Consider the following 22,812-nt stretch of genomic DNA (forward strand, 5'->3'; position numbering starts at 1 on the left):
AGGGGCTTGGCCCGGGCCGCAGTCCGGGCCAATTTGATACGGAGGGTGGATAGATCAGCCGGGGCCGGGGTTGACCAAGGCGACTGTGTTGATGTGCCTGATGAACTTCGGCAGCTTGGGTGCGTCGCGATACCGCAAGGTCAGGATCTCTTGGTCTCGTTGGATTACGACGGCCTCCCACCAGCCATCGTCAGGCGACTCGTGGGCCAGCACCATGTGGCCGACCGTGATTTCCTCCCAACTGCGCGGCAAGCCCGATGTTACCGGCGAGATGCACCTCACGTCGTCCGTCGCAGCATCCGTTTCGCTTTTTGCCTGAGGGTTCTCGGAAGCCTGACCCGGAACATCGGCTCTTTCGGCGGCAGGCTCTCCGTCTGCAAGCGGACCCGCCGCTTCCAGTATCTTATCATAGAGTTCGCGCCTGATATTCGGGACGAACAGCCTTACCACCTTGCCGCCGCCGTAAACTCGTCCCATTGGAAGCTTCATGCCCAGTGCTGACACTGCTTCCGGTGGGTTGATCAGCACGCGGCACTTGAGATCCATGGTAAGCGTAGCTCTGCGGCCCTTTTGATTGGCGGTTGACGCCTATTTTGTTCGCGTGGCGCGTCGCCGCGGTATCCATGTGTCGGACAACGCGTTGACGGCGGCTTCGAGCGCCTTCCGGTCGACGACGTTGGGATCGAACCGCTCCGGGCCCCAGAGGCGCATGTGTTCGTGCTCGGGATGGCCGGGGTCGCTGATGGCGGCGAGGTATTCGGCATAGCCTGGCGCACCGCCGACGTCTTCCGGAGGACAACGACCGGGTGCCTCGAGCAGGAAGGGAAGCCCCTCCGTCGTGGTGTTCTCGAACCATTTTTCGAGCTTGATCACATGGTCCCAGCTGTCGCCGAAGTCATAGAGATAGTGGATCGTCTTGGCGCCGGTTTCGCGAACGATATCGCAAAGCCGCGCTTTGCTGGCATCCATGGGCTGGTGGCCGTAATCATTGTCGGGGTCGGGAATCCCCCAATGTGCCTCACCAGCGAAGAACTCGAAGAGGTGGCTGTTCGTCCAGCCGAATGCCTCCTGAAGCGTCAGATGCAGCCGATCAAGGCGTAAGGTGACGGGTACAACAAGGCGACGCATCACCTCCGGTTTCACGTCCTTGAGGGTCACCTTGATTCGGACCGCGGTCGTGTTCAGGCTCATGCCGCCAGCCGATCGTGCGCATGCATCGTGTAGATCGATGCCCAGGGAAGCAGTTCGTCCAGTCGCGTCGCAGGCCAACCATTGACGAGCTTCGCGAGAACGTCAGCAAGCCAGTGCTCGGCACTGACGCTATTGAGCTTACAGGTCTCGATTAACGAAGCCAGGACGGCCCAACTCTCGGCGCCCTCGTCGCAACCGGCAAAAAGAGAGTTCTTGGCGTTGAGCTTGATCGGCCGCATCGCTCGCTCGACCGCATTGGTGTCCATCTCGATGCGCCCGTCATCAAGGTAGAGCGTCAGTCCGTCCCAATGACGCAGCGCATAACGTAAAGCCTTCGCCGTGTCGCTCTTTTGCGCAAGGTGATCAAGCTTGGCCTCAAACCACTGCTTCAAGGCTGCAGCCAGAGGTCGGGCGTGCGCCTGCCTGCCAGCACGGCGCTCGGCATCTGATCGGCCGCGGAGCGCTTTCTCGACCGCGTAAAGCTGAGCGATGCGCTCAAGAGCCTCGCGGGCAACCGGAGCTGGCGCCGGCGCAGCCTCCCGCTCGATCTTCACAAACTGGCGCCGCAGATGCGACCAGCAGAAGGCGAGCGTCCCGGACAAGGCGTCCGCACGCGTCTCTCGGGTCATGGTCTTGTAGGCCTGATAGCCGTCGCAGTGGATGATGCCGCGATAGCCCTCAAGCAGCCGCAAGCCATGAACGGCGCCGCGGCCCGGTGCATAGGCATAGACCACACCAGGCGGATCAGGTCCGGCCCAAGGCCTGTCATCGCGTGACAGCGCCCAGAAGTAGCCGGTTTTGGTCCTGCCGCGCCCCGGATCCAGCACCGGCGCCGGCGTCTCATCGACACAGAGCTTCGAGGAGGCGAGCAGAAGCTGGCGCAGACGATGCCACAAAGGTTTCAATTCCTGGGCGGCATAGCCGACCCAGAAGGCGAGCGTGGAACGGTCGATGGCGATACCGTGCGTCGCCAGCATCTGCGCCTGGCGGTAAAGCGGCAAATGCCAATGATACTTCGCGTCGATCACATGCGCGACCAGCCGCTCGGTGGGCAATCCACCCCTGATCAGTCGCTCGGGAGCAGCGTGCTGGAGGACGACGCCATGACAGGCACGGCAGGCCAGCTTGGGCCGGCGGGTGACGATGACGCGATACTGCGCCGGAACGACGTCCAGCCTCTGGCTCTCATCCCGACCAATCTCAAAGAGGTCGCCCTTACAAGACGGGCAACAAGTCTCCGCCGGCATCAGGGTCTCGACGATGCGCGGCAAATGCTCCGGAAGCTGACCACGGTTGGTTCTACGCTCGGCCGCTCTCTTCTCGGAGGTTCTGGGATTAGCGCGATCCTCGGCTGTTTCGAGAGCCGCGACGGCCCCTTCGACGTCCTCCAGAACAAGCTGTAGCTGATCAGCGTCCAGCTTTTCCGAGGACCGACCGAACTGCGCATCTTTTGCAAGCTTGAGCAACCGCTCGAGCCGGGCACAGCGATCCAGCAGAGCCGTGGCAAAGACACGCAACTCGGCTGGATCGCTCGGCAGCTCATCGGGCAAATCACTCATTGGCCCGAGCTTGCCATGCTTCGCGTCACGATGCAGCGATGATTTGCATTTTTACGCAAGCGCTTTCGGCTGCGGGATTCGAGGCGCGTGCATGCGCGTCCAATCCATGCCGGCCAGAAGCGCGGACAGCTGGGCGGCATTCATCCGCATCACGCCGGCCACGATGGGAGGCCATTTGAAGCCGCTGCCATCGAGCCGCTTCCAATACATCACAAGGCCGCTGCCATCCCAGACGACGATCTTCACCCGATCGGCGCGCTTCGCACGGAACACCACCGCCACGCCCTTCATCGGGTCATGGCCCAGCGTCTCCTTCGCCAGCAGCGCCAAGCCTTCCGCTCCCTTCCTGAAGTCGACAGGTTGCGTCGCCACGTAGATCATGAGGCTCGCGGGTGGCGTCAGCATGAACGTGTCCGGCGGAGCGCAATGAACACATCGCTCAATACAGCAAGGCCAGGCGCCCCGCGCACCTCCACGCGCGCGCCCTGGAACTCAACCGTCACAACGGCGGCTTCCGGCGACCCGGAGGGGTCTGCGGCCGCAGGCAACGCCGATTCCGACATCACCGGCACGAACGACAGCGTGTCCGCCGACGCCGGCAATACCAATTGGCCCAAACGCGCCCGGCGCCGCCAGTCATGCACCTGCTGGGGCCGGCAGCCATGGCGACGGGCGACGTCTGTGACAACCGCCCCCGGCTCGAGGCTTTCCGCAGCAATCTGCGCCTTCAAATCATCCGGCCAGCGCTTGCGACCTGCGCCTGCGAACACTTCAATACGCGGTGACAACGGTCGTCTTATGTCGTCCGAATGGTCGTCCATTATGAGCACCCTTGCAGAAGATGACTCTTCTAACGGTGCTCTCAAGACTCCGCACAAAAAATCCAAAGGGCCTCGGCGCCACGCTTACGATCCATGGCAGCGGACACGATGCTGTCCTTTAGCTCGGCGAACCGAGCGCCGCGCGGCTTACCCTTGGCGTCCAGTCCTATGACGTAGACCGGATCAATCTTTGCTGGTTCGGCCTTCCCAGTTTTCTTGCCCAACGAGCAGCTCCTAGAAATGCGAAAGGGAGCCACAGGGCTCCCTCAATCCGCGAGTGGAACGGCCATTTCAGACCCGAAGGGTGGGGCAAAAGTATTCCCGGAAGTATCTCCAAGTCTAAAATGCGCAAAGTCGTGAATCGACCTCACTTATACAGTATAGGCTAATTCTTGGCCAAGAACAAGCATTGATAAATTACGATAAATAACTGAATTTACGTCGCTTTTAACGGTTTTCGACCGCAGATTCGAAACAGTTGGCAGTAGCTGAGTTGGCAAGGCTTTTGGTCGTCAATCCGATTGGCGTTGCACACGTCTAAGCGGTCCGCTGCACATAATGACCAGACGGCATGCTGGACGAAACGCGGGAAGATTTTCGGAAAATTCGGATTAAAGCTGCGTGCATCAATTCGATCTGCGGCACCTCGGATGATCTCGGCACAGCCGCCTTCGGCGTAGCACCCGCGGCCGTAGTGATGGGGAATGCCGCAAGCTTCCATTATGCCCGTCCGAAACAGGTGATTATGGACAAGCCGGTCCACAACCACCATGGCCTTTCCAGTTTCGAACCAGATGGGTCGTTGGTCGCGCGCGCCTATCATAAGCCATGACAGGGCGTTGGTCAGAACCTTGTCGGCGACGCCAAAAATGCCTCGGAGGGGACCAATTAAGGCTTCCTGCCTCGCAGCTTCGAGATCGGCGTTCGTGGATCCTCTGGCCGTCTCCAATTGGGTATCAATCCATCCGACAAGATCACCACCAGCGATGTCTCTGACGAAGAGGAAGAATGAGGCCGCTGTCTGATTCAGCCTCCCGTTGCGCAGGCGTGCCCGAGGTACTGGACAGGCATCGATGTGGTCGGGCTCGGCGCAGGTGAAGCTGCCCTTGTCGTACCGGCAGCCTTCATAGTTCCAGTAACTTTGGAGCTTTGGGCAGGAGGGGCAAGCTTGGACGCTCGCCTCCATTTTGGCCCAGGACGCGCTCCCATGCTTTTCCATGTAGCTTCGGGCCGCTTGATCCGAGACACCCTGAAAGCTGAACGCCGTCAGGAGCCAATCAAAAATGGGCGATGTTTCACCCGACGCGACAGCTTGATCGAGACCCGCGCGGCGAAACTCGTCATCGATCTCATCGAGTAGCGAGAGTGATCCAGCGAACGTGCAGACCGCGCGAATGAAAGCATCGGCGTGATTGTGTGCTTCACGAAGCTTCGTAGCGGGGGCAGTCGGCTTTGCCGCCATCTGTCGGGACAGTCGTAAATTGGACGAACGCGGTCCTAGATCAGAGATATCAAAGCCCTCTGTGCATCCGTGTCGCCATCGATGTAGCCTTGCGTGGTCTGGATCGAGCGATGTCCAGCGAGCAATTGAACATCCCGCAAGGAACCACCAGCCTTGTGCACTAGGCGAGCGGCGCGGGTGATAAACGTTCTGCGGCCCGAATGCGACGAGCAGCCTTTCAAATCCAGCGTCTTGAACGCGCGGTGAAACCAGACAACGATACTCAGCGGCGTCATTGCGCCGCCTTGCTGTGACCGGATGACCGGCCCTTGATTTACGCCTAACTGCCTTACTGCGGAGAGCGCCTCTCGCAGGTCGGCATGCAGCGGAATGGATCTCCCGCTACGCTTCTTTGCGATCTTGTCTTGAAGCTCGATAGTGCTGCCGACTTCGCCGCTCGGGTCGAGCACCATATCCCAGGTCAGTTTGGCTATCTCTGCAGCGCGAAGACCGGCCTTAACCGAAAGCAGAACGATCAAACGGTTGCGTAACGGATGGCGAGAGCGCTCGGCGAAAAGGAGGAGATCGTCGATATGATCGGCCGAAAGTGTCTTGGCTTGCTTGCCTGCCATGTCACTCAGAATGAATATCAAACGATTCTAGAGTGCTTTGATCAATATGCAACCGGAAATTTAGCGCCTTTGCACTTCGGCAAGCTTTCTATGAAAAGCTTATCGTTTGCAGCCGACTTATCTGCCTGAGTTAGGACGCGGAAGCCTTCTGTAACCGTTGATATGCTTGGCACGTGCATCGCGAATCGATGGTAAGATGCCAACTCTGGGCAGCGAGACTACGATACGCATGATCGCGAGTGTGTGCCTGATGAGACAGCTACCGAACACCTGGATGGTTGGAACGAAACGAGCCGTGCACCAGGGATTCGCCGTCTACAAAGTTGGTCCACTCAATAGGCCAATGGACAAGCTCAGCCAAACCTACGCCTCTGCGGAGGAGGCGGTCAAAGCAGCCGAGAAGTTCGGAGTAGGCTACGCAGCGTTTCGGACCTACAAGTGCGTTTCTGACGAAACGCCGTTCGAAATGATCCGAGGCCAAGACCTGCCTGTGACAGTCGGGCCATGATGCGGTAGCTCGCAAATAGTTGTGTCCAGCGCCACAATCCGATGCCTGTGACGGCCAACACGCCGACTTCTGAGAAGCGTCCGCCATACTGAAGCAGCTACACGTCTTGGCCGTGTGTCTCTCAGGAGTGGTACTCTAGGCCAGCAACCTGATGTGTCTCACGGGCATGATCGCAGCCCCACGGGCTTGGTCCCGATGACTGCAAAATGGTGAATATGTACCAAGTTCGACCACAGCTACGTCTTGCCGACGTGCCCCTTTTTCGGCAACTCGGAGAGGTCTTTCAGAAGTCTGCAAAACCCGTGATCCGCAGAACGTGCTCGATGCCCGAGGCTGGCTCGTGACTTTTCACCTGAAATGATCGAACATGGTGATGTTTCCCCACGGTCTAAGATGGTGTGCTCGTGGGTGCTTGGGGGATCGACCATTGGACCTGCTTCAGTTAGACATCGCACGTTTTCTTGTTGAGAAAGCGAAGAGGCGCACAAGAACAACTTATCAAGAGGTAGGCGAGGCAATTGGATGGTCTCATCCAACAGGACGCGGGCTGGGTAGAAATCTTGATGTGATTGTCCGTTACATGCTGGACAACGGATGCCCCCCTCTAACGGCAATCTTGGTGGAGAGAGGAGAGAAGCACCCGCCGCCAAATGTTATTGAACAAGTTGCAAAACACTACACGTACCGCGATATCGATGAAGCCCAAGAGAGGGTGTTTGCTTTCGATTGGTCGAGCGTGCCTGAGCTGAGCGCGGTCGTTGAACAGGTTCCCGCCGGTCGGGAGGTGTGGCTGACATCCTTTTGGGGATTCGATCCCGGCGACTGGGGTTGCATCGGTTTCGCGGACGAATCAAGGCGCTCTCGCTATCTGAGGCTGTCTAGGCCGGGAACGTTGGTTGCAATCTATGTGACCAAAGGGCGCGGGCCTGAAGAGATGCGAGGCAAAGTCGTCGGCGTTCTTGAGGTGTCACATCAGGCGGGACACGCGCGCGAGTTCATTTCAGGCGACAGATGGGCGGAGAAAGAGAGTGACCCGGAATATAGGGGCAAATGGCTGTTTGCCGTTCGGGCGACGCGAGCGTGGAGAATCATTCCGGAAGACTGGAAGCCGGTCGAAGAGTTGTTTCCGACCACATACCGCGACTCAAATCCGGAGTTTATAGGTTCATATGGCGTGAAAGTGTTAGACGCCGAAGCGCAGAGTCTTTTTCGGCTTCAGGTTTACGAAACGCCTGTCTACGGACAAACAGGCCAAATCGACGGTACGCTCCGCCAACTTGCAACGGCTCTGTCGCCCAGTCGCGCAGTGCCGCCAGCAACGGGACCGTATTGGGTCGGCGAAACCGATGGGCCGAAGCATCTTTATATTTTGGAATTGAAGGGGGACACCGCCGCATATCTAGGACGGCCAGCCGACCAAGTTGAAGGATTGACAATCATCAAGGTAGGTTTTTCAAGAAGCCCACTGTCACGCCGTGATCAGATTCAAAGTGCTTACCCACTTGGTCAATTTGAATGGGCTGTTCGTTATCCGGAAAGCATTGTCGGTCCTCCGCCCTACCCCAACGCGAGAGTCGCCATAGCGGGAGAGGATGCGATGAAAAAGCGACTAGTGGAGGAAGGTGCTGAGGTCCTTGGAGGTGAGTTTTTTCTTGCGGATGACGGCTTGGTCATTCGAACGTGGTATGCAGGAAAATTCGCGGCGGACAGCGCGAACGCGGCGGCGGGGTCAACGTAGCTCACCCGCGCCTATCTAAGCCGCATTCTTAAGTTGAGCAATCCATTGACAAAAGCTAGAATGGTGTCAAATATTTCCATTCTCTGCTATGCCATTTTCAGACTATCCATTTAGCCCCGAGCAGATGTGCCTGCTTAACCTGGCGCGGACCAGTTGGGTTCGACGCGCCTCGGCGAAGCGCAATAACCTTTCATTTGGAGAGGAATCGATCACCGAAACGGTCCTCATGGACTTGGCTGATCGTTTTCCGGGAAATGTTTTCATTTTGCCATTTAACAAGCGAAGAGAAGCGCAGTACGGGGCTGATTGGGCCTGGGCTTTTGAGAGTGCGGACGGATCCAGCGTGCTCCCAATGCTTGTTCAGGCGAAAGCCCTCGATCTCTTCGACTTCGAATATCCTGAAATCCGGCGCAGGATCGGCCGCACAAAAACTCGCCAGATCGATCAACTAATCGATACAGCCACCGGGTGGGGATGGCCTGCGATCTACGCCTTCTACAACCACCTCAACGATGAGACACGCATTCCACAAAATTGCGGAACGCTACAATTGGCTGACCTTGGCACAATGCCCGCCGCCTGGGGCATCTCCATAGCAGATGCTCATTCTGTTCGCGAAAGGCTCGATGATCAAACGTTTGATACGCACAAGCAAATCTCCATGCCGCTGCATTGTCTGCTGTGCTCAAACGGTAGAGGAGTTCGACTCGCAGGTGGGTCGCCCGCGATGGCGTTGGCTGCGCTCAGGCGTTTGCGGCCTGCTGATCGAAGCGCGGCAGCTCCCCTCCCACCTCTTTTTGATCAACCATTGCACGAGCTCCCGCCGATTTTTCATTTGGCCAAAGCCGCCGCTGAGCAACGTTCAACCAAGCGAGGCAGCGATCCGCTCAGAAATCTACAAAAGCAGTTTCCAAGTATAGCGGGCGTTGTGATCGTTCGCGATGCTGAGTCAGAAGAAGGCTAAGGCTGTACCAAATCACTGTCAGCCGCAAGTTGCACTCGCCGCTCGGAAGGTGCCTTTGTGAGCCGTCCCTGCCGCACTAGACTGCGTGCCGTGGTAGGCAATTTCGACGGCTGGCGGTAGCTGGAGTGCCGATATGAGCGTAAGGACTATCGCATTAGCTCGTCAATAATCCGGTGATGCTCATGGATGAGATTGATCCCAAGGAAGGAGACTTCTTCGAAGGGGTGCTCCTTGAGACCTTCAGAGACGGTTATGTAAGCCGACCGCGGGTACGACCAGTAGATGTATTACCAGGATGGCTGAAAGTCGAATTTCCGAGGCATCTCCGCGAGGAAAACCCAATTGGGACGCGCTTCAGAGCGGACGTGCACGTTCGGCAGAAGCACCATGGCGATGGCACCCCAAATGGACCGCTGTATCTGCGAGCCGAGAACCACACCATCTTTCGGATAAAGCGACCTGATGCGGAGAAGCTTGTCTTCGCTCGTGACCTGACCGGGCTTTTTTGAACCAAGCTTTGTGAGAAAGTGAGCTTGGAAAGGAGCTTTGATCATGCCGAAGAAGAGGTTCAATGCGGAGCAGATCGTGGTGCTGCTGCGCCAGATTGAAGTGTTGATGTCGCAGGGCAAGGCCGCGCCGGTGGCCTGCCGGGAAGCCGGAATTTCGCAGCAGAGTTATTATCGCTGGCGAAAGGAATACGGTGGTCTTGAGCTCGATCAGGCGAAGCGGATGAAGGATCTGGAGCGGGAGAATATCCGCCTCAAGCGTCTCGTTGCCGATCTGTCGCTGGAGAAGCAGGTGCTCAAGGACGTTGCCTCGGGAAACTTATAAGCCCCGAACGGCGCCGGCAGGCGGTCGATGGCATTCGAGGGAAGTACGGTCTCTCCGAACGCCAGGCCTGCCGGATCGTCGGCCAGCACCGCGGAACACAGCGATACGCCACCATCGTTCGATCTGATGAGGATGCGTTGACGAGAGCGATTATCTCTCTCGCGTCCCAATATGGGCGATATGGCTATCGTCGGATCACGTCGCTGCTGGTCGATGCCGGCTGGCACGTCGGATGTGATCGGGTCCAGCGGATCTGGCGCCGTGAGGGGCTAAAGGTACCCAGGAAGCAGAAGCCGCGGGGTCGGCTCTGGCTCAACGACGGATCCTGCATCCGTTTGAGGCCGCAGCATCGTAATCATGTCTGGAGCTACGACTTCGTCGAGGCGCAGACCCACGATGGGCGCAAGCTGCGGTTGATGACTTTGATCGACGAGTTCACCCGGGAATGCCTGGCAATCAGGGTGGCTCGCCGGATCAACAGCTTCGGTGTCATCGAGACGATGGCCGACGTAATGCTCGAACGCGGTGTGCCAGAACACATCCGGTCGGACAACGGCGCGGAGATGACAGCCAAGGTCGTGCGCAACTGGTTCGCCAAGCTCGGAGCAAAGACGCTCTACATTGCGCCCGGCAGCCCATGGGAAAACGGCTACTGCGAGTCCTTCAACGGCAAACTGCGCGACGAATGCCTGAACGGTGAAATCTTTTACAGCCTGAAGGAGGCCACTGTCGTCATCGAGCAATGGCGCAAGCACTTCAACACGATCCGACCGCACTCATCGCTGAGCTACCGGCCCCCGGCGCCGCAAACATCGGCGCCGACACTGCAGCATCTGGATCGGAGCGCAGCGATGCAGTAGTCTCTATCCCGCTGGTCCAAAATATCCGTCAGGTCAGTCTCGTTGATATCCAGTAGACGCGCATACATCAGGAAGGTGATCTGTTCGATCACCGTCAGCGGGTTAGTGATGCCCCCCTGCCAAAATTCGAGCCAAAGCGCGTCAACGCGCTTTTTGAGTTCACCCGTGACCATGTTTATTCGGACCTTTCGTTAGGATTAGTTGCCGCGGTATCTCCGGCTGACGGGCCAAACGCCCGGATGACGTTGAGGAGGTCGCTGACTTCAGTCTCGTCCTCGAACACACCATCAAGACCGTCCGCATCGACGACCGTAAATGGGGCTTCGTAGAGCTTCTCAATCGTGATCGATCCGAAGCGGGCAATATGGTTTTGAAGCAGTGCGAGAAAGCGCGTTTGCTTTGCGCTCAGCGTCGGGTGCTTGCGCGCGAATTCGGCAAATTTGGCTTGGATCGCACTTGCGTCCATGCCGATGATCGAACGGATTGCAAATTGAAGGGGCTCCGCCGTGGCGCTGAAGAATTCGGCCAGGACATCACGGCTCGCGTTCGGACTCTGTGTGAGGATTAGCGATACCAACGCGTTGAGGTCAGCCTCCGAAACCGGCTCGCCGGCACGAATCTTTTTCAACGTTGGGTTCGTATCGAAATGCTTCTTCAGCTCTGCCTCGACTATCTGGTGGTAAGCCCTCATGTCCACCGCCTTCAGGCTTGCCGAGCGGCGATTGAACAGAATCTGCGAGTCCGCCTCTGTGACATCGATGACTTTAGCCAGGAGCGGTTGACCGCTCCCGCGCTGGCGATGGTGCATGATTTCGCGGAGCGGCCCGCGCACCTCCTCAAGGGTTTGGACGGTGATGCCGTTCCAGAACTCATCCGACTTCACGCGCCTGATGACCTCGGCCTTCTCGCGCACGGGATTGAGGTGCATCTGCAATGCGGCAAGACGGTCCATCAGGTCGATCTTCAGGTCTGCGACCTGCGGTGATTTGCGTAGGACAGCGTTCTGGATACGGGCGATCAACAGATCGAGCGAGTAGGCATCCGCCCGGCCGCGTATGTTGCGCCACTGCATCAGCGGCGCGATATCCTGGCGCAGCCTTTCTACGGTGGCCGGCGCAAAGGTCTTCAATGTGGCCGGCTGCGCGAGCGCTCGCTTCTCCTTCCATTTTTCGCGCACCGCGATTGATTCCTCGGGAAGCGCCTCGATGTCAGTGGCGATCAGATCGATGGCGATGTCAAAGACTGAAATCTCGCTCTTCTGGAGCGCGGCTTGGGCGAGCAGCAGACGTTCCTCAAAGACGAGCTGAAGGAGCGATTTGCTTTGCGTAGGCTCAGCGGGGCGATAACCCGCTTCGAACCGCTCGAAATTCCCCCAGTGATCGAATATGCGAAAGATCGTCTTGTGTTGGCCGGTGCCGAACAGGTCCTTGCACAGCCGCGTACCCCGCCCGACCATCTGCCAGAACTTGACAGGCGATTTGACCGGCCTCGCAAAGACAAGGTTGAGGATCTCCGGAATGTCGATGCCGGTATCCAACATGTCCACGGAAATCGCAATAGTCAGGTCGTTGTTAGTACCTTCGCCCTTAAAGTCGTCGATGAGTTGCTCTGCGCGCGGATCGTAGTTGTCTATGACCTGGCAGAACTTGCCGCCATATTGCGGGTACATCTCGTCAAAGAGTTGGGCGAGCAGGATTGCATGCTGATGGTTGCGCGCGAAAATGATGCTCTTGCCGGGCAGCTGGCCGGTAGCGTCGCGAAGGCCATTTTCCATCAAATTGCGCAGGATCGCGCGGTTCGTGTCCTTGTTGTAGATGACCTTATCGACCTGCTCAGAGGAAAAATCATACTGGGCTGGATCTTCGCCCTGCTCTTCAAGCTCCTCGATCTGCTCCCTGGTCAGGATGTCCAGTTTAATGCCCTCGCGCAGGAACTGCGTCGTGTGCTCGAACACCTCGAAAGGGGTTAGATAGCCGTCTTGGACCGCCTGTTCGAGATCGTAGTTCGCTGTCGGCAATTGGCCTTCGCAATCAAAGAGCCGGAAGGTGCTCTTTGTGACGAAATCGACGGGCGTTGCGGTCAGCCCGATCTGATGGCAGTCGAAATGGCGAAAGATGTCGCCGTAGACATTGTATATCGAGCGGTGGGATTCGTCTGCGATGATGAGATCAAAAAATCCAGGGTCGAACGATTGAAAAACCTTTTGCATCGCTGGGTAGGTGGCCAGGAAAATGCGCTCGCTCGCGTTGGAGCGCACGCGCGATGTGATAATCCGGATCGGATCCGGCAGGAAGTCGTTGAAGGCATTCTTAGCCTGTTTACGCAGCTCACGCCGGTCGCAAAGGAACAGCACGCGCTTGACCCATCCTGCGCGGATCAGCAAATCGGTGAGGGCGATTGCAACACGAGTCTTACCTGTACCCGTTGCCTGAACGACGAGTGCCTTGCGGTGCTTGCCTTCAAAGCGCTCGGCCACCCGCTTGATAGCCTCGATCTGAAAAAGACGGTCAACGATCTGCTCGTTGAGCTCGACCGTATCGAGCGGCTTGCGTTCCTTGCGTTGGTAGTTGGCGAGATGTTGCAGACTGTCCTTCGAGTAAAACCCGAATAGACGGCGAGGTGGGAAGCCCTGCGCATCATCCCAAATCCAGATGTCAAAACCATTAGTGTAGAAAATGACTGGGCGATGGCCAAAAGCCTTTTCGAGGCCGTCAGCGTAGAGCTTCGCTTGGTGACGGCCGCGCTCGGGTTCGACGGAAGTCTTTTTTGCCTCGATGACCGCGAGCGGGTTGCCGTTGTCGTCCCAGAGCACATAATCGGCATAGCCGATACCGGAGCCGGTTGGCTGATGCTTGACTTCAACCTCCTTGCCGACTTGTTCAGTGCTGGTTAGTCCGGGTCCGACGTTCCAGCCGACACTCGCGAGCATGCTGTCGATCAGTCGGGTACGCGTTGTGGCTTCGTCGAAGGCGAGTGCGTCAGCCGCCGCTTGCGCCTCCGCCGAAATCGCCTGCAGCTCCGCAGCTTTCTTTTCCGCGACCGTGACCGCCTGTCGCGCCAAATCGAGTTCACGCAGCAAGGCTTCCATCTGCGCTTCTTGCGCGGCGAGCCTCTCTAGCATCTGGCGGCGCTCACGCGTCTCGGCGGCCTGGGGTTCTTGTGGCTGCTTAAATACTGGAATGTCGCTGGCCTTGGCCTTCCCATACTGGACGAGGAGCCAGCGAGCTAGATCGTGCGCTTCCTTGAGTAGCCATAGTACGTTCTGCGTCCTGGCATCGTCGCCGTGAGCAGCCTTGTTGCCGTGGATACGAAGGGCGTGCAGCTTGTCGAGCACGACTTTGGGCGTAACTGACGCAAAGGCAGCGTTCTTGAGCAGATCGACAAAAGTCGGCTGGTCGGGCTTGGGAAGCCGCAGGTCGCGATAGATGTCTTTCGTTAGGTTCTCCGCAAACAGGCGCAGCTTAACCATGGCGCTCGCGGGATCAGCATGCGCGTAGGCTTCAGCAAAGCCGCCAAGCTCTGCGAGCTCGCGCCATCGCGGACGAAGGATTTCAAAGTTCACGGATTTCATGCCATCGCCTCCGACAAGGCATGGGCAAATTCCTCGCGGTTCGCAATAACAACCGGAGCTTCTTGTGGGCCATCCAAGGAACCCACCGCATCAAGCCGCAGCCGTTTCTGAAAGTAGTAGAGAAGGGCTTTGCGTACCGGGACCGATACGCTGCCGGAGGTCATCGCATAGTCCTGCGCCACAATAGATTGCTGACTTCCACTGAGCGCCGGATTCGGGGACAAGACAACAGGAAAGGTCTCATTCCAGAAAACGTCCTGCTCGGGTGCAGCGCCGGCTTCACCATCACCACGAACTTCGAGGCATCGCGATAGAAGGAAATCCTTGAATTTTAAATCGATGTGGCAATAGGCCCGGACGTGCCAACGCAGGCCATCATTGCCGAAGGCATGAGGCGTTATCCATCGCCACGTTGGCTCAGGCCGTGTCGGGTTCATTGACTGATAGAGAATCTCGACTGCGCGGCCCTTACTCACGGCCGCCAACAGTGCGCGTAGGACGTTCACATCGACGCGCCTTTGCGGAGCCGGCATCGCGTCCGCATCTGGCATATCGGAGAGCCATGTTTCATCCGCAGAAATCACATGGTTCGACACGGATCCTAATTGCATCAGATAACGGTCTGCCTCGGGCTTCAAAAAAAACGGCTTGAATGTGGGGGAGGCCAAATACCGCTTTTGCTGCTTGTCGTAGCGAAGATTCCCCGGCGCTTTCTCCTCGTAAAGGCTGAGGTCCTTGGAAGCTTGGGGAACGGACACGCCAAACTGCTCCATAATATCGGCTCGATTGATTCCGCCTTCCCAAAAGAGGCGAAACTCAATGAATTCCAAGCGCTTTTCGACTCCCCAGCGCATTACTCGAACTAGCTCCTGATAAAATGGGTATAGTTTCTTTATTGACCTCGAAACTATATCCGTCTAGTTACTATTCGTAAGTTACCTTGTCAAGAGCTTTGCATCCGCGAGCCGGGCAGGTGGGCCGAAGGGGGCAGACATGAGTGAACCGGTAATTGCGTGCCCGTCTTGTTCAACTGAAATCAGGCTAACTGAATCTCTCGCGGCACCTCTGATTCGCGCAACGCGAGAGGAGTATGAAGCAAGAATCGCCCGTAAGGACGCTGAAGTGTTGCGGCGCGAGGCTGGCATCAAGGAGCAATTGGCCGCCGTTGAGAAAGCTCGCCATGCAGTCGATCAACTGGTTGCGGCGAAGCTCAGGGAAGGGCGTCAAGCGATTGCTGCGGAAGAGGCGATCAAGGCGAAGGCTGCGGCGGCGGACGACCTGCAATTAAAGCAGAAAGAAGTCAGTGATCTGCAAGTGCTCCTCGCGCAACGCGATGAGAAGCTGAAGGAGGCTCAAAAGCTTCAGGCTGAGGTGATGCGCAAGCAGCGCGAGATCGACGAAGCCAAGCGCGAACTCGACCTCACAATTGAGAAGCGAGTGGATGCCTCCATCGCAGAGATTAGACAGAAGGCAAAAGCAGAAGCCGAGGAAGGCGAGCGGTTGAAGGTTGCCGAAAAGGACAATTTAATCTCTTCGCTGCAACGACAGATCGAAGACCTCAAGCGCAAGGCTGAGCAAGGATCGCAGCAACTGCAAGGCGAGGTTCTTGAGCTTGAATTGGAATCAACTCTGCGCGCGAGTTTCCCGCACGATACGATTGAGCCCGTCCGCAAAGGAGAATTTGGTGGTGATGTCGTGCAGCGTGTCTCCACGCCGATTGGACAAACATGCGGAGCCATGCTGTGGGAAACTAAAAGAACCAAGAATTGGGCAGATGGTTGGCTTTCCAAATTGCGAGCGGATCAACGCGCTGCTGGCGCTGAATTGGCCATCCTCGTATCGACGGCATTGCCAAAAAATGTGGAAACCTTTGGCTACGTTGATGGTATCTGGGTTACTGATTTTCGTTATGCCGTGCCGCTGGCTTTAGCCTTGCGACAATCGCTCATCGAGGCTGGTGCGGTGAGGCAGGCTCAGGACGGCCAGAATACCAAGATGGAGTTGATCTATCAGTATCTGACAGGTCCTAAATTCAGGCATCGAGTTGAGGCAATTGTCGAGAAGTTTTCCGAAATGAAGGATGACCTCGACAAGGAAAGAAAGGCGATGACGCGTCTATGGGCGAAGCGCGAAGCCCAAATCCGGGGCGTCATCGAATCCACCGTTGGCCTGTATGGTGATTTGCAAGGCATTGCTGGTAAGGCTCTTCAAGAGATCGATGGGCTCGAACTCCCTCTGATCGAGGCCCAGGTCGAGGTCACTTCGCACATTTCCTAAAAGCCCGTCCCACACCGTGCGATGGCGCACGCCTGTGCGAGCTATCGATAAGGGCGGAATTTGAGAAGGAATTGAGATGCACATCATCCGCCTGAAAATCTCCGGCTTTCGAGGAGCGCGCTCGGCAGATATTTTGCTCGGTCGTCACGCCGTTCTGGTTGGGTCGAATAACAGCGGCAAGACCACGATCATAGAGGCGTTGGCGTTGCTGTTCGGGCGCGACCGTCTGGTGCGCCGTCTTACCGAACATGATTTTCACGGCAGTGCGCCGGATGAGACCGCGAGAATCTTTTGCATCGCCACCGTGACGGGCTTCACACCCAATGATCCGCATCACCACGCCTCTTGGTTCAGCCCCGAGCGCGGTGTCGAAAAATGGTTCGATCCGAACGCCATGACGCTGACCGCAACCGCGGACGCGCAGCATACGGACTTGGCCGTGCAAATCGGGTTTGCCGCGCGTTTCGATCTGGAGGAGTTGGAAGCCGAAACCATCCGCTTCTTCGTGGATGACGAAGCCACGCTCGGTGATCCCTTCGCAGAGGACGCGCACTTGCGCACAATTTACACCAAGACGCTACAGGAATTGGGGTTCTTTCTGGTTCCGGCTTCGCGCACATGGGATCGTTGGATTTCCTTTTCTTCGGAATTGTTCCGCCGCGTGGTGGCGACACGCGGGGACATGCCCGCGCAGGCCGTGCGCGCCGAACGGCAGCGCCTCTGGGCACCGCCCGAAGGGGCGCGGCTCGAAGACCAGCCGGGACTTTCTGAAATCGTCGGCGCAGCCAACGATGAGTTGCGTGCGCTTATGGCCAGCGCGCCCAAGCTCCAACTGCGGCTGACGGCTACTGACAGCGATTCCGTTCTAGAAAGCGTCATGCCGCACTTCGTTCAGGGAACGGGGCCGACCCTTCCCTCGCAACGGCAGGGCACGGGTCTTGTCTCCCTGCAAAGCCTTCTTCTGCTCATGCAATTTGGCAAGGCGCGAGCGGAAACCGGACAATCTTTTGTGCTGGCAGTTGAGGAACCCGAGCTTCATATCCAGCCCTCGCAGCAAAAGCGGCTGGTCAACCGCCTCAATGCGCTCTGTGATCAAACGATTGTCACGACGCATTCGCCCATCGTGGCGGCCTTGTTTCCCGCGCCCAATACGCTTTTCATCGAAACGCGGGAGGGCGTCTTGAAAGCCAAGCCATTGATGAGCGCCGTCCCCGCGCAGCCGACCAATCACCAGCAGCATTTGCTTTACGCATGGCGGCAAAAACTGGTGGCCGCGCTTATGCACGAGTGCGTGTTGATCCCCGAAGGGGTTTCGGACGTGGCGTGGCTTGAGGCGCTGCAGACCGCCCTTGAACTGCATCAGAGTTGGCAGGATGCCGGAGATGGAGCGTCGCTTCTCTCCACATTCGTTGGCATTGTGCCGACCATAGACGCCAAGATCGCCGACACGTTTACGCTGGTCAGTGCCGTTCATGCCCGGCCGTGCATTCTCGTTGACGGGGACAACGACGGGCGCGGCTATTTCGACGTTGTGAGGGTTGCCAATCCACCCCCACGCTGCGTTGTGTTCTGGTCACAGGGCTGGGCGATGGAGCACGTTGTTTCATGGATTGCAGGCGCAGACCAAGCCGCGACGCTGCCCGCCCTTGGGACCTTGCTCGGGATGCCTTTCGCCGACCGTCAGGCGCTCGCCTCCTATTTGCTTACCCAGAAATCCTATGCACCAACTCATGAGAGCGTCGCTGTCACGCTCATGGCCAATGCCGCTTGCCGGACTCGCGCCACGCAGTTGCTCAATGCCCTGTGTGAGGTATTGCGGGATCCAGCGAACGCGAATGTTCCGCTGTTTACACGGATTCAGGCTGAATCCACCGCCGCTATGCACGTTTTTCGTTTTGCATCCCCATGACGTTCGATTTTTTCGAGGGCGCGGCCGGAACGGGCAAGACCCACAATCTCGTGAGTCGCGCGGGAGAATTCGCTAACGACGGCGTCCTTGGCGACGGGCATAAGCTATTGGCGCTTACGTTTATGAACGGCGCGCGCCGTCGTCTTGATGCGCGCCTTGGCGATAACTCGGCTTTCCGAAGGCGCTTTGATTGCCAGACATTCGATGTGTTCGCCCGGATGCTGACAGCGCGGCGCAGGAGTCTGATTACGCCGGAGATGCAGGAGCAGGCCAACTTCCTAAACGAGTTTGATGGGCCGTGCGCTCTGGCGGCTGCGCTCTTGGAACAAGAAGCTGTCCGCCGATGGGTGGCGCGAAGATTCCCGTTGGTTCTGGTCGATGAAGCGCAAGACCTCGACGAACACCGAATGCGCATTCTCCAAGGACTTTCGTGGTCTTGCCGGATCGTCGCGGCGGCAGACGCCTTCCAGTGCCTTCACAAGGGACGCGATACGGCTCCTCTCATGGGCTGGCTTGAAGGCGCAGGAGAAACACATCGTCTCACGCAGGTTCGGCGCACGACGCAACAGGGGCTTCTTGCCGCCGCCCTAGCCGTGCGCGAAGGTCGCGATGTGAGGGCGGTTCTCACGGCCCGGACGGCTCAGAGCGGTACATCTTGGAGTGGCGCGGGGTTTCGACTCGTAGAAGCATCTATTAAGAACAACAATTCCGGTCTTTTGGCATGGGTGATCGCCAATGACATAAATCAACGGCAAGGTTCGGTGGTTATTCTTACTCCGGACTCAAACAATCAGGTTATTCGTGCGGCGTTGCAAACAGTGCAGACAAAACAGCAAATCTATAAAAAAAGCGGCGTGACGTTCGGCCCGTATCCTCATACATGGGATCGTCACGATGACGAAGAAGTCGACGCGTTGCTCGCCGATATCGTCTTGCCAGAAACAGCCTCTTGCGCGGACCTCCGCGCGCTTCTGAGGCCGCTGACCGAACACGCATCCGTCGCGCAGGCAATCAGCCGCATGGACCGATTACGCCGGGTGCACGGCCACGCGGTATTCACCGCTGCGCAAGTGACCGAGTTTGTGCGGGAGTCCGTGCGCAGCCGTTCGCGTCTGGGCTTCCGGCAGCACCGGGGGCATCTTGCCATGACCATCCAACGCGCCAAGAATCGGGAATTTCCAAACGTCATTGTGCTTTGGCCGCATACCGCTGCGGGCAGTTCCGATCACTTGCGCCGGTTGCTGTATAACGCGATCACCCGCGCTCAAGTTCATTGTACGGTGATCGTGCTGGGGCAGGGGCGATTAAACAGAGCGCCATTCGCTCCTTGACGGTGGTCTAAAATCACTTGCCTCAAGATTTGTCGTCGGCTGGAATGCTCATTTATGAGCGAAACGCGAAGGCCGAATCCGGGGCGTCATCGAAGCCACCGTTGGCATGTATGGTGATTTGCAAGGCATTGCTGGTAAGGCTCTTCAAGACATCGATGGGCTCGAACTCGCTTTGATCGAGCCCCAGGTCGAGGCCGTCTAATCAAGAGATTGAGTCGCCGACGGGTGGGTAGACACGACATACCATCATGAGAGTCTCGCTTTCTTGAAGTCTTGAAGATACTAAATCGACGTTTTCCCCTGAGCAGCTCGATTGGTGGAGAAGCACGATGGCGCGCGACGCAAAGAAAAAGCCCTCGTTCAAACTGCCTGATGTAAAGCCGGGTAACTGGCGGGGTGAAATCCTTGGAGGCTGCACGGTCAACTTCGGACAAGTCGTTCAGCCCGGCCCGCCAAAGCAGTCCGTCGAGTTCACCTACATGATAATGCCCGCCGCCTTCTCTATGCCTGAGGTGCGCTTCACCTGGCCCGGCGTAATCATGGTTATGACGCCCACTCCCCTGAAAACGGAATTCCCGGATGCCGGCCACGTGTTCAAGGCCGATCAGCTTCCTTCTCTGCACCTTTCGCTTGTCGTTACGCGCGGGGAGTTTTCAGACATGCTGAGGATGCTGGAAGCAAAGCGCCTGAAGGATCTTCATTTCACCGTTGAGGACACAGCCAACGGCTCCTGGCCAGTGCTTAGCTGGGGCATGTCGGCTGCCGTGCCCTAAGAACTCCAAGATGCATCGAGGCTATGCCAGCCATGGTGGCAGAGGTGGCAGGCCAAATAGTAATAAATTCAAGGCAATGTTTTCTCTCAGATCTTAATAAAAATGCCTGCCACCTCTGCCACCATGGCTCGCTCCTACAGCCGGAGCTTCAAGCCGACCCATTCACTTCCATGTTTTGACTCTTTGTGGGTGAAGTTGTGAGCTTCGCGTAATGAAGCATTTAGCTTTTGAACGGTCAGCGGCTGTTCTCCATTCTTGCTACACCAGTTGCTGTACCGGTTGAGCAGCGATGACGAGGGCAGCCTGTTTTCAGGATCAACAATCAAGCACTCCGCAACGAACCTCTTGAGATGATCGGCTGCTTCGAGCCATCGCCCAGAAGCAAGCTTCACCGTCTGAGGCTCGGCCAAACCTTCGGCTTGCCACGCCTTACAGCCCCGCACGGCCCAGGCTAGAACGCCGGGAAATTCGTCTCGCAATTTCGCCGGAAGTTCGGGATCCTTTTCCGATTCGGGGATTTGAACGTCGAATGGGATGACCCGTACCCGCCGCCAGAACGCTGTGTCGGTGCCGCGCACGCGCGGCATATCATTCGCCACGAGCCACAGTTTGAAGGCGGGAGTGAATTCAAAATAGTCCTGCCGCATAAACCGAGCCGTAATCGGCTCACCGCCGGTCATGCTTTTTAGCTTGGCCTCATCCAAGTGGCGATCAAAGTTTGCCTCAATGGCTGTGACCATGCGAACTCCAGCTAACCGCGCCAGATCGGCAGGTATGTTGTTGTCATACTGCTTAGTAAGCAATGTCTCCGTTGGAGTGTGACGTGAGTAGTCGCCCAGCATGTCCCGCAGCAGGTTGATAAGAGTGGACTTCCCGTTGCTGCCGCTCTTCCCGTAGCAAAAGAAGAAGACCTGCTCCTGAGTGGACCCTGTCAAAGTATACCCCGCGCACTTCTTGAGATATCTCATCAAGGCGCGATCCCCGCCCGTTATACGGTTCAGAAACTTTCTGAACTGGGGGCACTTTGCTGTTGGGTCGGCGGCGACCGGTATCATCTTGGTTAGGAGGTCGCGAGGGTCGTGATCGTCACAATCTCCGGTTCGAAGGTCAATAGTTCCGGTTGTGGTATTCAGCAGCCACGGGTTTGCATCCAGCCTGCTATCGTCTACCATCACTAAGCTCTTCGCCAGGTCGATCATCCGCTCCAACGAGCCCTTTGAAAGAGAGCTATCGGCGAACTTCCTTCGAGTCGCTTTTGCTTGATCATCCGGCAAGTGTTGCGCCTCGCAAGCGATCATGCGGGCTGTGATTTTCGCGAACTCCATGCATTCCAGAAGGCTGTCGGGCTTCCAGCGCTTGCCGTCAAAAACAAGCCACCCCTTTCCGGGGGTATAGAGAATGCGGTCAGCCCAGCGCGATGCGAAACGCTGTGCATTGTCCGTGTCATTTTCACGAAGCTTAGCGAGTTCGATTGTCAGCTCTGGGGTTTGAGACTCGTTTTTGGCAACGGCTGGATTGTCGATCTGGCATTTCAGAAAATGCAGGGGACGAGGGTTACGGCTCCCAGCGGACAGACCGCTGCGGATCGTAGGAATGATCTCTGATTCTTCGAGACCGATGCTCCGCGCAACCTCGGAAAGCTTGCGCGTGCAGCCGCCTTCATCAAGAATTCTATAGGGAAGTAGCTGCCCAAGCTTGAAGGCGCTCCGATTTAAGCAGTGATTCCGCCGGTGATTCGGTGCCCTTGAGAGCCGCTCCAATTCACGGTCTTGCGCTGCGACCAGGTATGCGGCCAACCGGCGCGAGTTATTGGTTGGCACTTCAAGCTGCATCCTGGTGGCCTGGTGCGGGCGATCTGAGCTAATCAGAGAGAGAAGCCAGGGCGGAGCTTTCGCAATTGCCACGTCATCTAGTGCCCGCCCTTCCTTGAAGGAATAAACTTTACCGGAGGGGTGAATGCTACCGGGGCCTACGACGTAGCCGCCGTCGCCTCTAATATCGAGACCTTCGCCGAGCCTTCCGGACGAGTTCCTAATCGGCGTTCCGTTGCCTCTGAAGTAACGGTGTTCGCCGCTTCCGGTCAGAACCGTAACCGTCCTTGGCAGCTTGCCATGCTCGGAAATCAACTTCGACAGAGAGTGCTTCCCGGCGCGCCCGTCGATATCGAGCACAAAGATGTTCGATGTTCCGCCGGTGCTGACCCCGTAATTGGCCTGAGGATTGTTTCGAAAGTACCGCTTGAGTTCTTTCTTGTTCGTCGTCGCGCCATGTACACCGCGTTTGATCGCCGGGCGCTTCTGTTCGGCAAGAAGGGGCAGAACGGGTAGGTCTCGTTCTGCAAACTGATGAACAAGATCCAAGATGTCAGTTGATCGTTTTTTCATGATAGGCTCGTTTTGATGTTGA

At 57.3% G+C, this 22,812-nt stretch carries 19 protein-coding genes and 1 pseudogene; 9 read left to right on the forward strand and 11 right to left on the reverse strand.

Going from position 1 to position 22,812, the window contains the following annotated elements; translation table 11 throughout:
• Nucleotides 1–54: 54 nt before the first annotated feature.
• The 8 genes from BBTA_RS05780 to BBTA_RS05810 all read right to left on the reverse strand — a co-directional run bounded on the left by BBTA_RS05780 (nt 55) and on the right by BBTA_RS05810 (nt 5,644).
• Complete coding sequence (locus tag BBTA_RS05780; RefSeq protein ID WP_148221399.1) at nt 55–546, reverse strand: hypothetical protein; 492 nt, start codon at nt 544–546, stop codon at nt 55–57.
• 42 nt (nt 547–588) lie between these two features.
• A complete protein-coding gene (locus BBTA_RS05785; protein WP_011931033.1) occupies nt 589–1,191 on the reverse strand; it encodes a plasmid pRiA4b ORF-3 family protein in 603 nt (200 codons plus the stop codon).
• Nucleotides 1,188–2,750: an IS66-like element ISBrsp6 family transposase gene (locus BBTA_RS05790; RefSeq protein ID WP_011931032.1), complete on the reverse strand. Its 1,563-nt coding sequence runs from the start codon at nt 2,748–2,750 to the stop codon at nt 1,188–1,190. Before BBTA_RS05790 ends, BBTA_RS05785 begins: the two co-directional genes overlap by 4 nt.
• A 51-nt stretch (nt 2,751–2,801) precedes the next feature.
• Nucleotides 2,802–3,155, reverse strand: a complete 354-nt coding sequence (gene tnpB, locus BBTA_RS05795) for an IS66 family insertion sequence element accessory protein TnpB (RefSeq protein ID WP_011931031.1) — start codon at nt 3,153–3,155, stop codon at nt 2,802–2,804.
• A complete protein-coding gene (locus tag BBTA_RS05800; RefSeq protein ID WP_011931030.1) occupies nt 3,149–3,571 on the reverse strand; it encodes a transposase in 423 nt (140 codons plus the stop codon). The genes tnpB and BBTA_RS05800 overlap by 7 nt, the downstream gene beginning before the upstream one ends.
• 41 nt (nt 3,572–3,612) lie before the next feature.
• Nucleotides 3,613–3,795, reverse strand: coding sequence for a hypothetical protein (locus BBTA_RS39875; protein WP_012041510.1), 183 nt, complete (start codon nt 3,793–3,795; stop codon nt 3,613–3,615).
• 212 nt (nt 3,796–4,007) lie between these two features.
• The gene (locus BBTA_RS41225) at nt 4,008–5,033 is read right to left on the reverse strand and encodes a hypothetical protein (protein WP_012041511.1); all 1,026 of its coding nucleotides are present in this window, start codon (nt 5,031–5,033) and stop codon (nt 4,008–4,010) included.
• A 35-nt stretch (nt 5,034–5,068) separates the two neighbouring features.
• Nucleotides 5,069–5,644, reverse strand: a complete 576-nt coding sequence (locus tag BBTA_RS05810; protein ID WP_041751266.1) for a site-specific integrase — start codon at nt 5,642–5,644, stop codon at nt 5,069–5,071.
• Nucleotides 5,645–6,579: 935 nt separating this feature from the next.
• On the opposite strand from BBTA_RS05810, the gene BBTA_RS39880 reads away from it, so the two are divergent.
• The 4 genes from BBTA_RS39880 to BBTA_RS05830 all read left to right on the forward strand — a co-directional run bounded on the left by BBTA_RS39880 (nt 6,580) and on the right by BBTA_RS05830 (nt 10,545).
• Nucleotides 6,580–7,890 carry a hypothetical protein gene (locus tag BBTA_RS39880; protein WP_148221400.1) on the forward strand — a complete coding sequence of 437 codons (1,311 nt, stop codon included), beginning with the start codon at nt 6,580–6,582 and terminating at the stop codon, nt 7,888–7,890.
• 88 nt (nt 7,891–7,978) lie between these two features.
• Nucleotides 7,979–8,854 carry a DUF6615 family protein gene (locus tag BBTA_RS39885; protein ID WP_012041517.1) on the forward strand — a complete coding sequence of 292 codons (876 nt, stop codon included), beginning with the start codon at nt 7,979–7,981 and terminating at the stop codon, nt 8,852–8,854.
• 182 nt (nt 8,855–9,036) lie between these two features.
• Nucleotides 9,037–9,363, forward strand: a complete 327-nt coding sequence (locus BBTA_RS40645; protein WP_168167872.1) for a hypothetical protein — start codon at nt 9,037–9,039, stop codon at nt 9,361–9,363.
• A gap of 43 nt (nt 9,364–9,406) precedes the next feature.
• Nucleotides 9,407–10,545, forward strand: a protein-coding gene (locus BBTA_RS05830; RefSeq protein WP_148221383.1) for an IS3 family transposase whose coding sequence is annotated in 2 segments (ribosomal slippage) — nt 9,407–9,671 and nt 9,671–10,545 — 1,140 coding nt in all. Because the reading frame shifts where the segments join, the coding sequence is not laid out codon by codon here.
• A 175-nt stretch (nt 10,546–10,720) separates the two neighbouring features.
• Here BBTA_RS05830 and BBTA_RS05835 read toward each other — a convergent pair.
• Both BBTA_RS05835 and BBTA_RS05840 read right to left on the reverse strand, forming a co-directional pair.
• The gene (locus BBTA_RS05835; protein WP_012041520.1) at nt 10,721–14,116 is read right to left on the reverse strand and encodes a DEAD/DEAH box helicase family protein; all 3,396 of its coding nucleotides are present in this window, start codon (nt 14,114–14,116) and stop codon (nt 10,721–10,723) included.
• Nucleotides 14,113–14,970 carry a WYL domain-containing protein gene (locus tag BBTA_RS05840; protein WP_012041521.1) on the reverse strand — a complete coding sequence of 286 codons (858 nt, stop codon included), beginning with the start codon at nt 14,968–14,970 and terminating at the stop codon, nt 14,113–14,115. The genes BBTA_RS05835 and BBTA_RS05840 overlap by 4 nt, the downstream gene beginning before the upstream one ends.
• A 139-nt stretch (nt 14,971–15,109) precedes the next feature.
• Between BBTA_RS05840 and BBTA_RS05845 the strand changes: the two genes are divergently transcribed.
• The 5 genes and pseudogenes from BBTA_RS05845 to BBTA_RS05860 all read left to right on the forward strand — a co-directional run bounded on the left by BBTA_RS05845 (nt 15,110) and on the right by BBTA_RS05860 (nt 20,406).
• The gene (locus tag BBTA_RS05845; RefSeq protein WP_041750367.1) at nt 15,110–16,393 is read left to right on the forward strand and encodes a DUF2130 domain-containing protein; all 1,284 of its coding nucleotides are present in this window, start codon (nt 15,110–15,112) and stop codon (nt 16,391–16,393) included.
• 76 nt (nt 16,394–16,469) lie between these two features.
• Nucleotides 16,470–18,302 carry an ATP-dependent endonuclease gene (locus BBTA_RS05850; protein ID WP_012041523.1) on the forward strand — a complete coding sequence of 611 codons (1,833 nt, stop codon included), beginning with the start codon at nt 16,470–16,472 and terminating at the stop codon, nt 18,300–18,302.
• Nucleotides 18,299–19,633, forward strand: a complete 1,335-nt coding sequence (locus tag BBTA_RS05855; RefSeq protein WP_041750368.1) for an ATP-dependent helicase — start codon at nt 18,299–18,301, stop codon at nt 19,631–19,633. Before BBTA_RS05850 ends, BBTA_RS05855 begins: the two co-directional genes overlap by 4 nt.
• A 58-nt stretch (nt 19,634–19,691) precedes the next feature.
• Nucleotides 19,692–19,835, forward strand: a pseudogene (locus tag BBTA_RS41760) (DUF2130 domain-containing protein); the annotation flags it as partial.
• Between the two features lie 127 nt (nt 19,836–19,962).
• A complete protein-coding gene (locus BBTA_RS05860) occupies nt 19,963–20,406 on the forward strand; it encodes a hypothetical protein (protein WP_012041525.1) in 444 nt (147 codons plus the stop codon).
• A gap of 134 nt (nt 20,407–20,540) precedes the next feature.
• Here the strand turns inward: BBTA_RS05860 and BBTA_RS38050 are convergent, their stop codons facing one another.
• On the reverse strand, nt 20,541–22,790 hold the full coding sequence (locus BBTA_RS38050; protein ID WP_012041526.1) for a phage/plasmid primase, P4 family: 2,250 nt from the start codon (nt 22,788–22,790) through the stop codon (nt 20,541–20,543).
• Nucleotides 22,791–22,812 lie beyond the last annotated feature (22 nt).

Origin of the sequence: Bradyrhizobium sp. BTAi1, from assembly GCF_000015165.1 — a bacterium.
Taxonomy (GTDB): domain Bacteria; phylum Pseudomonadota; class Alphaproteobacteria; order Rhizobiales; family Xanthobacteraceae; genus Bradyrhizobium; species Bradyrhizobium denitrificans.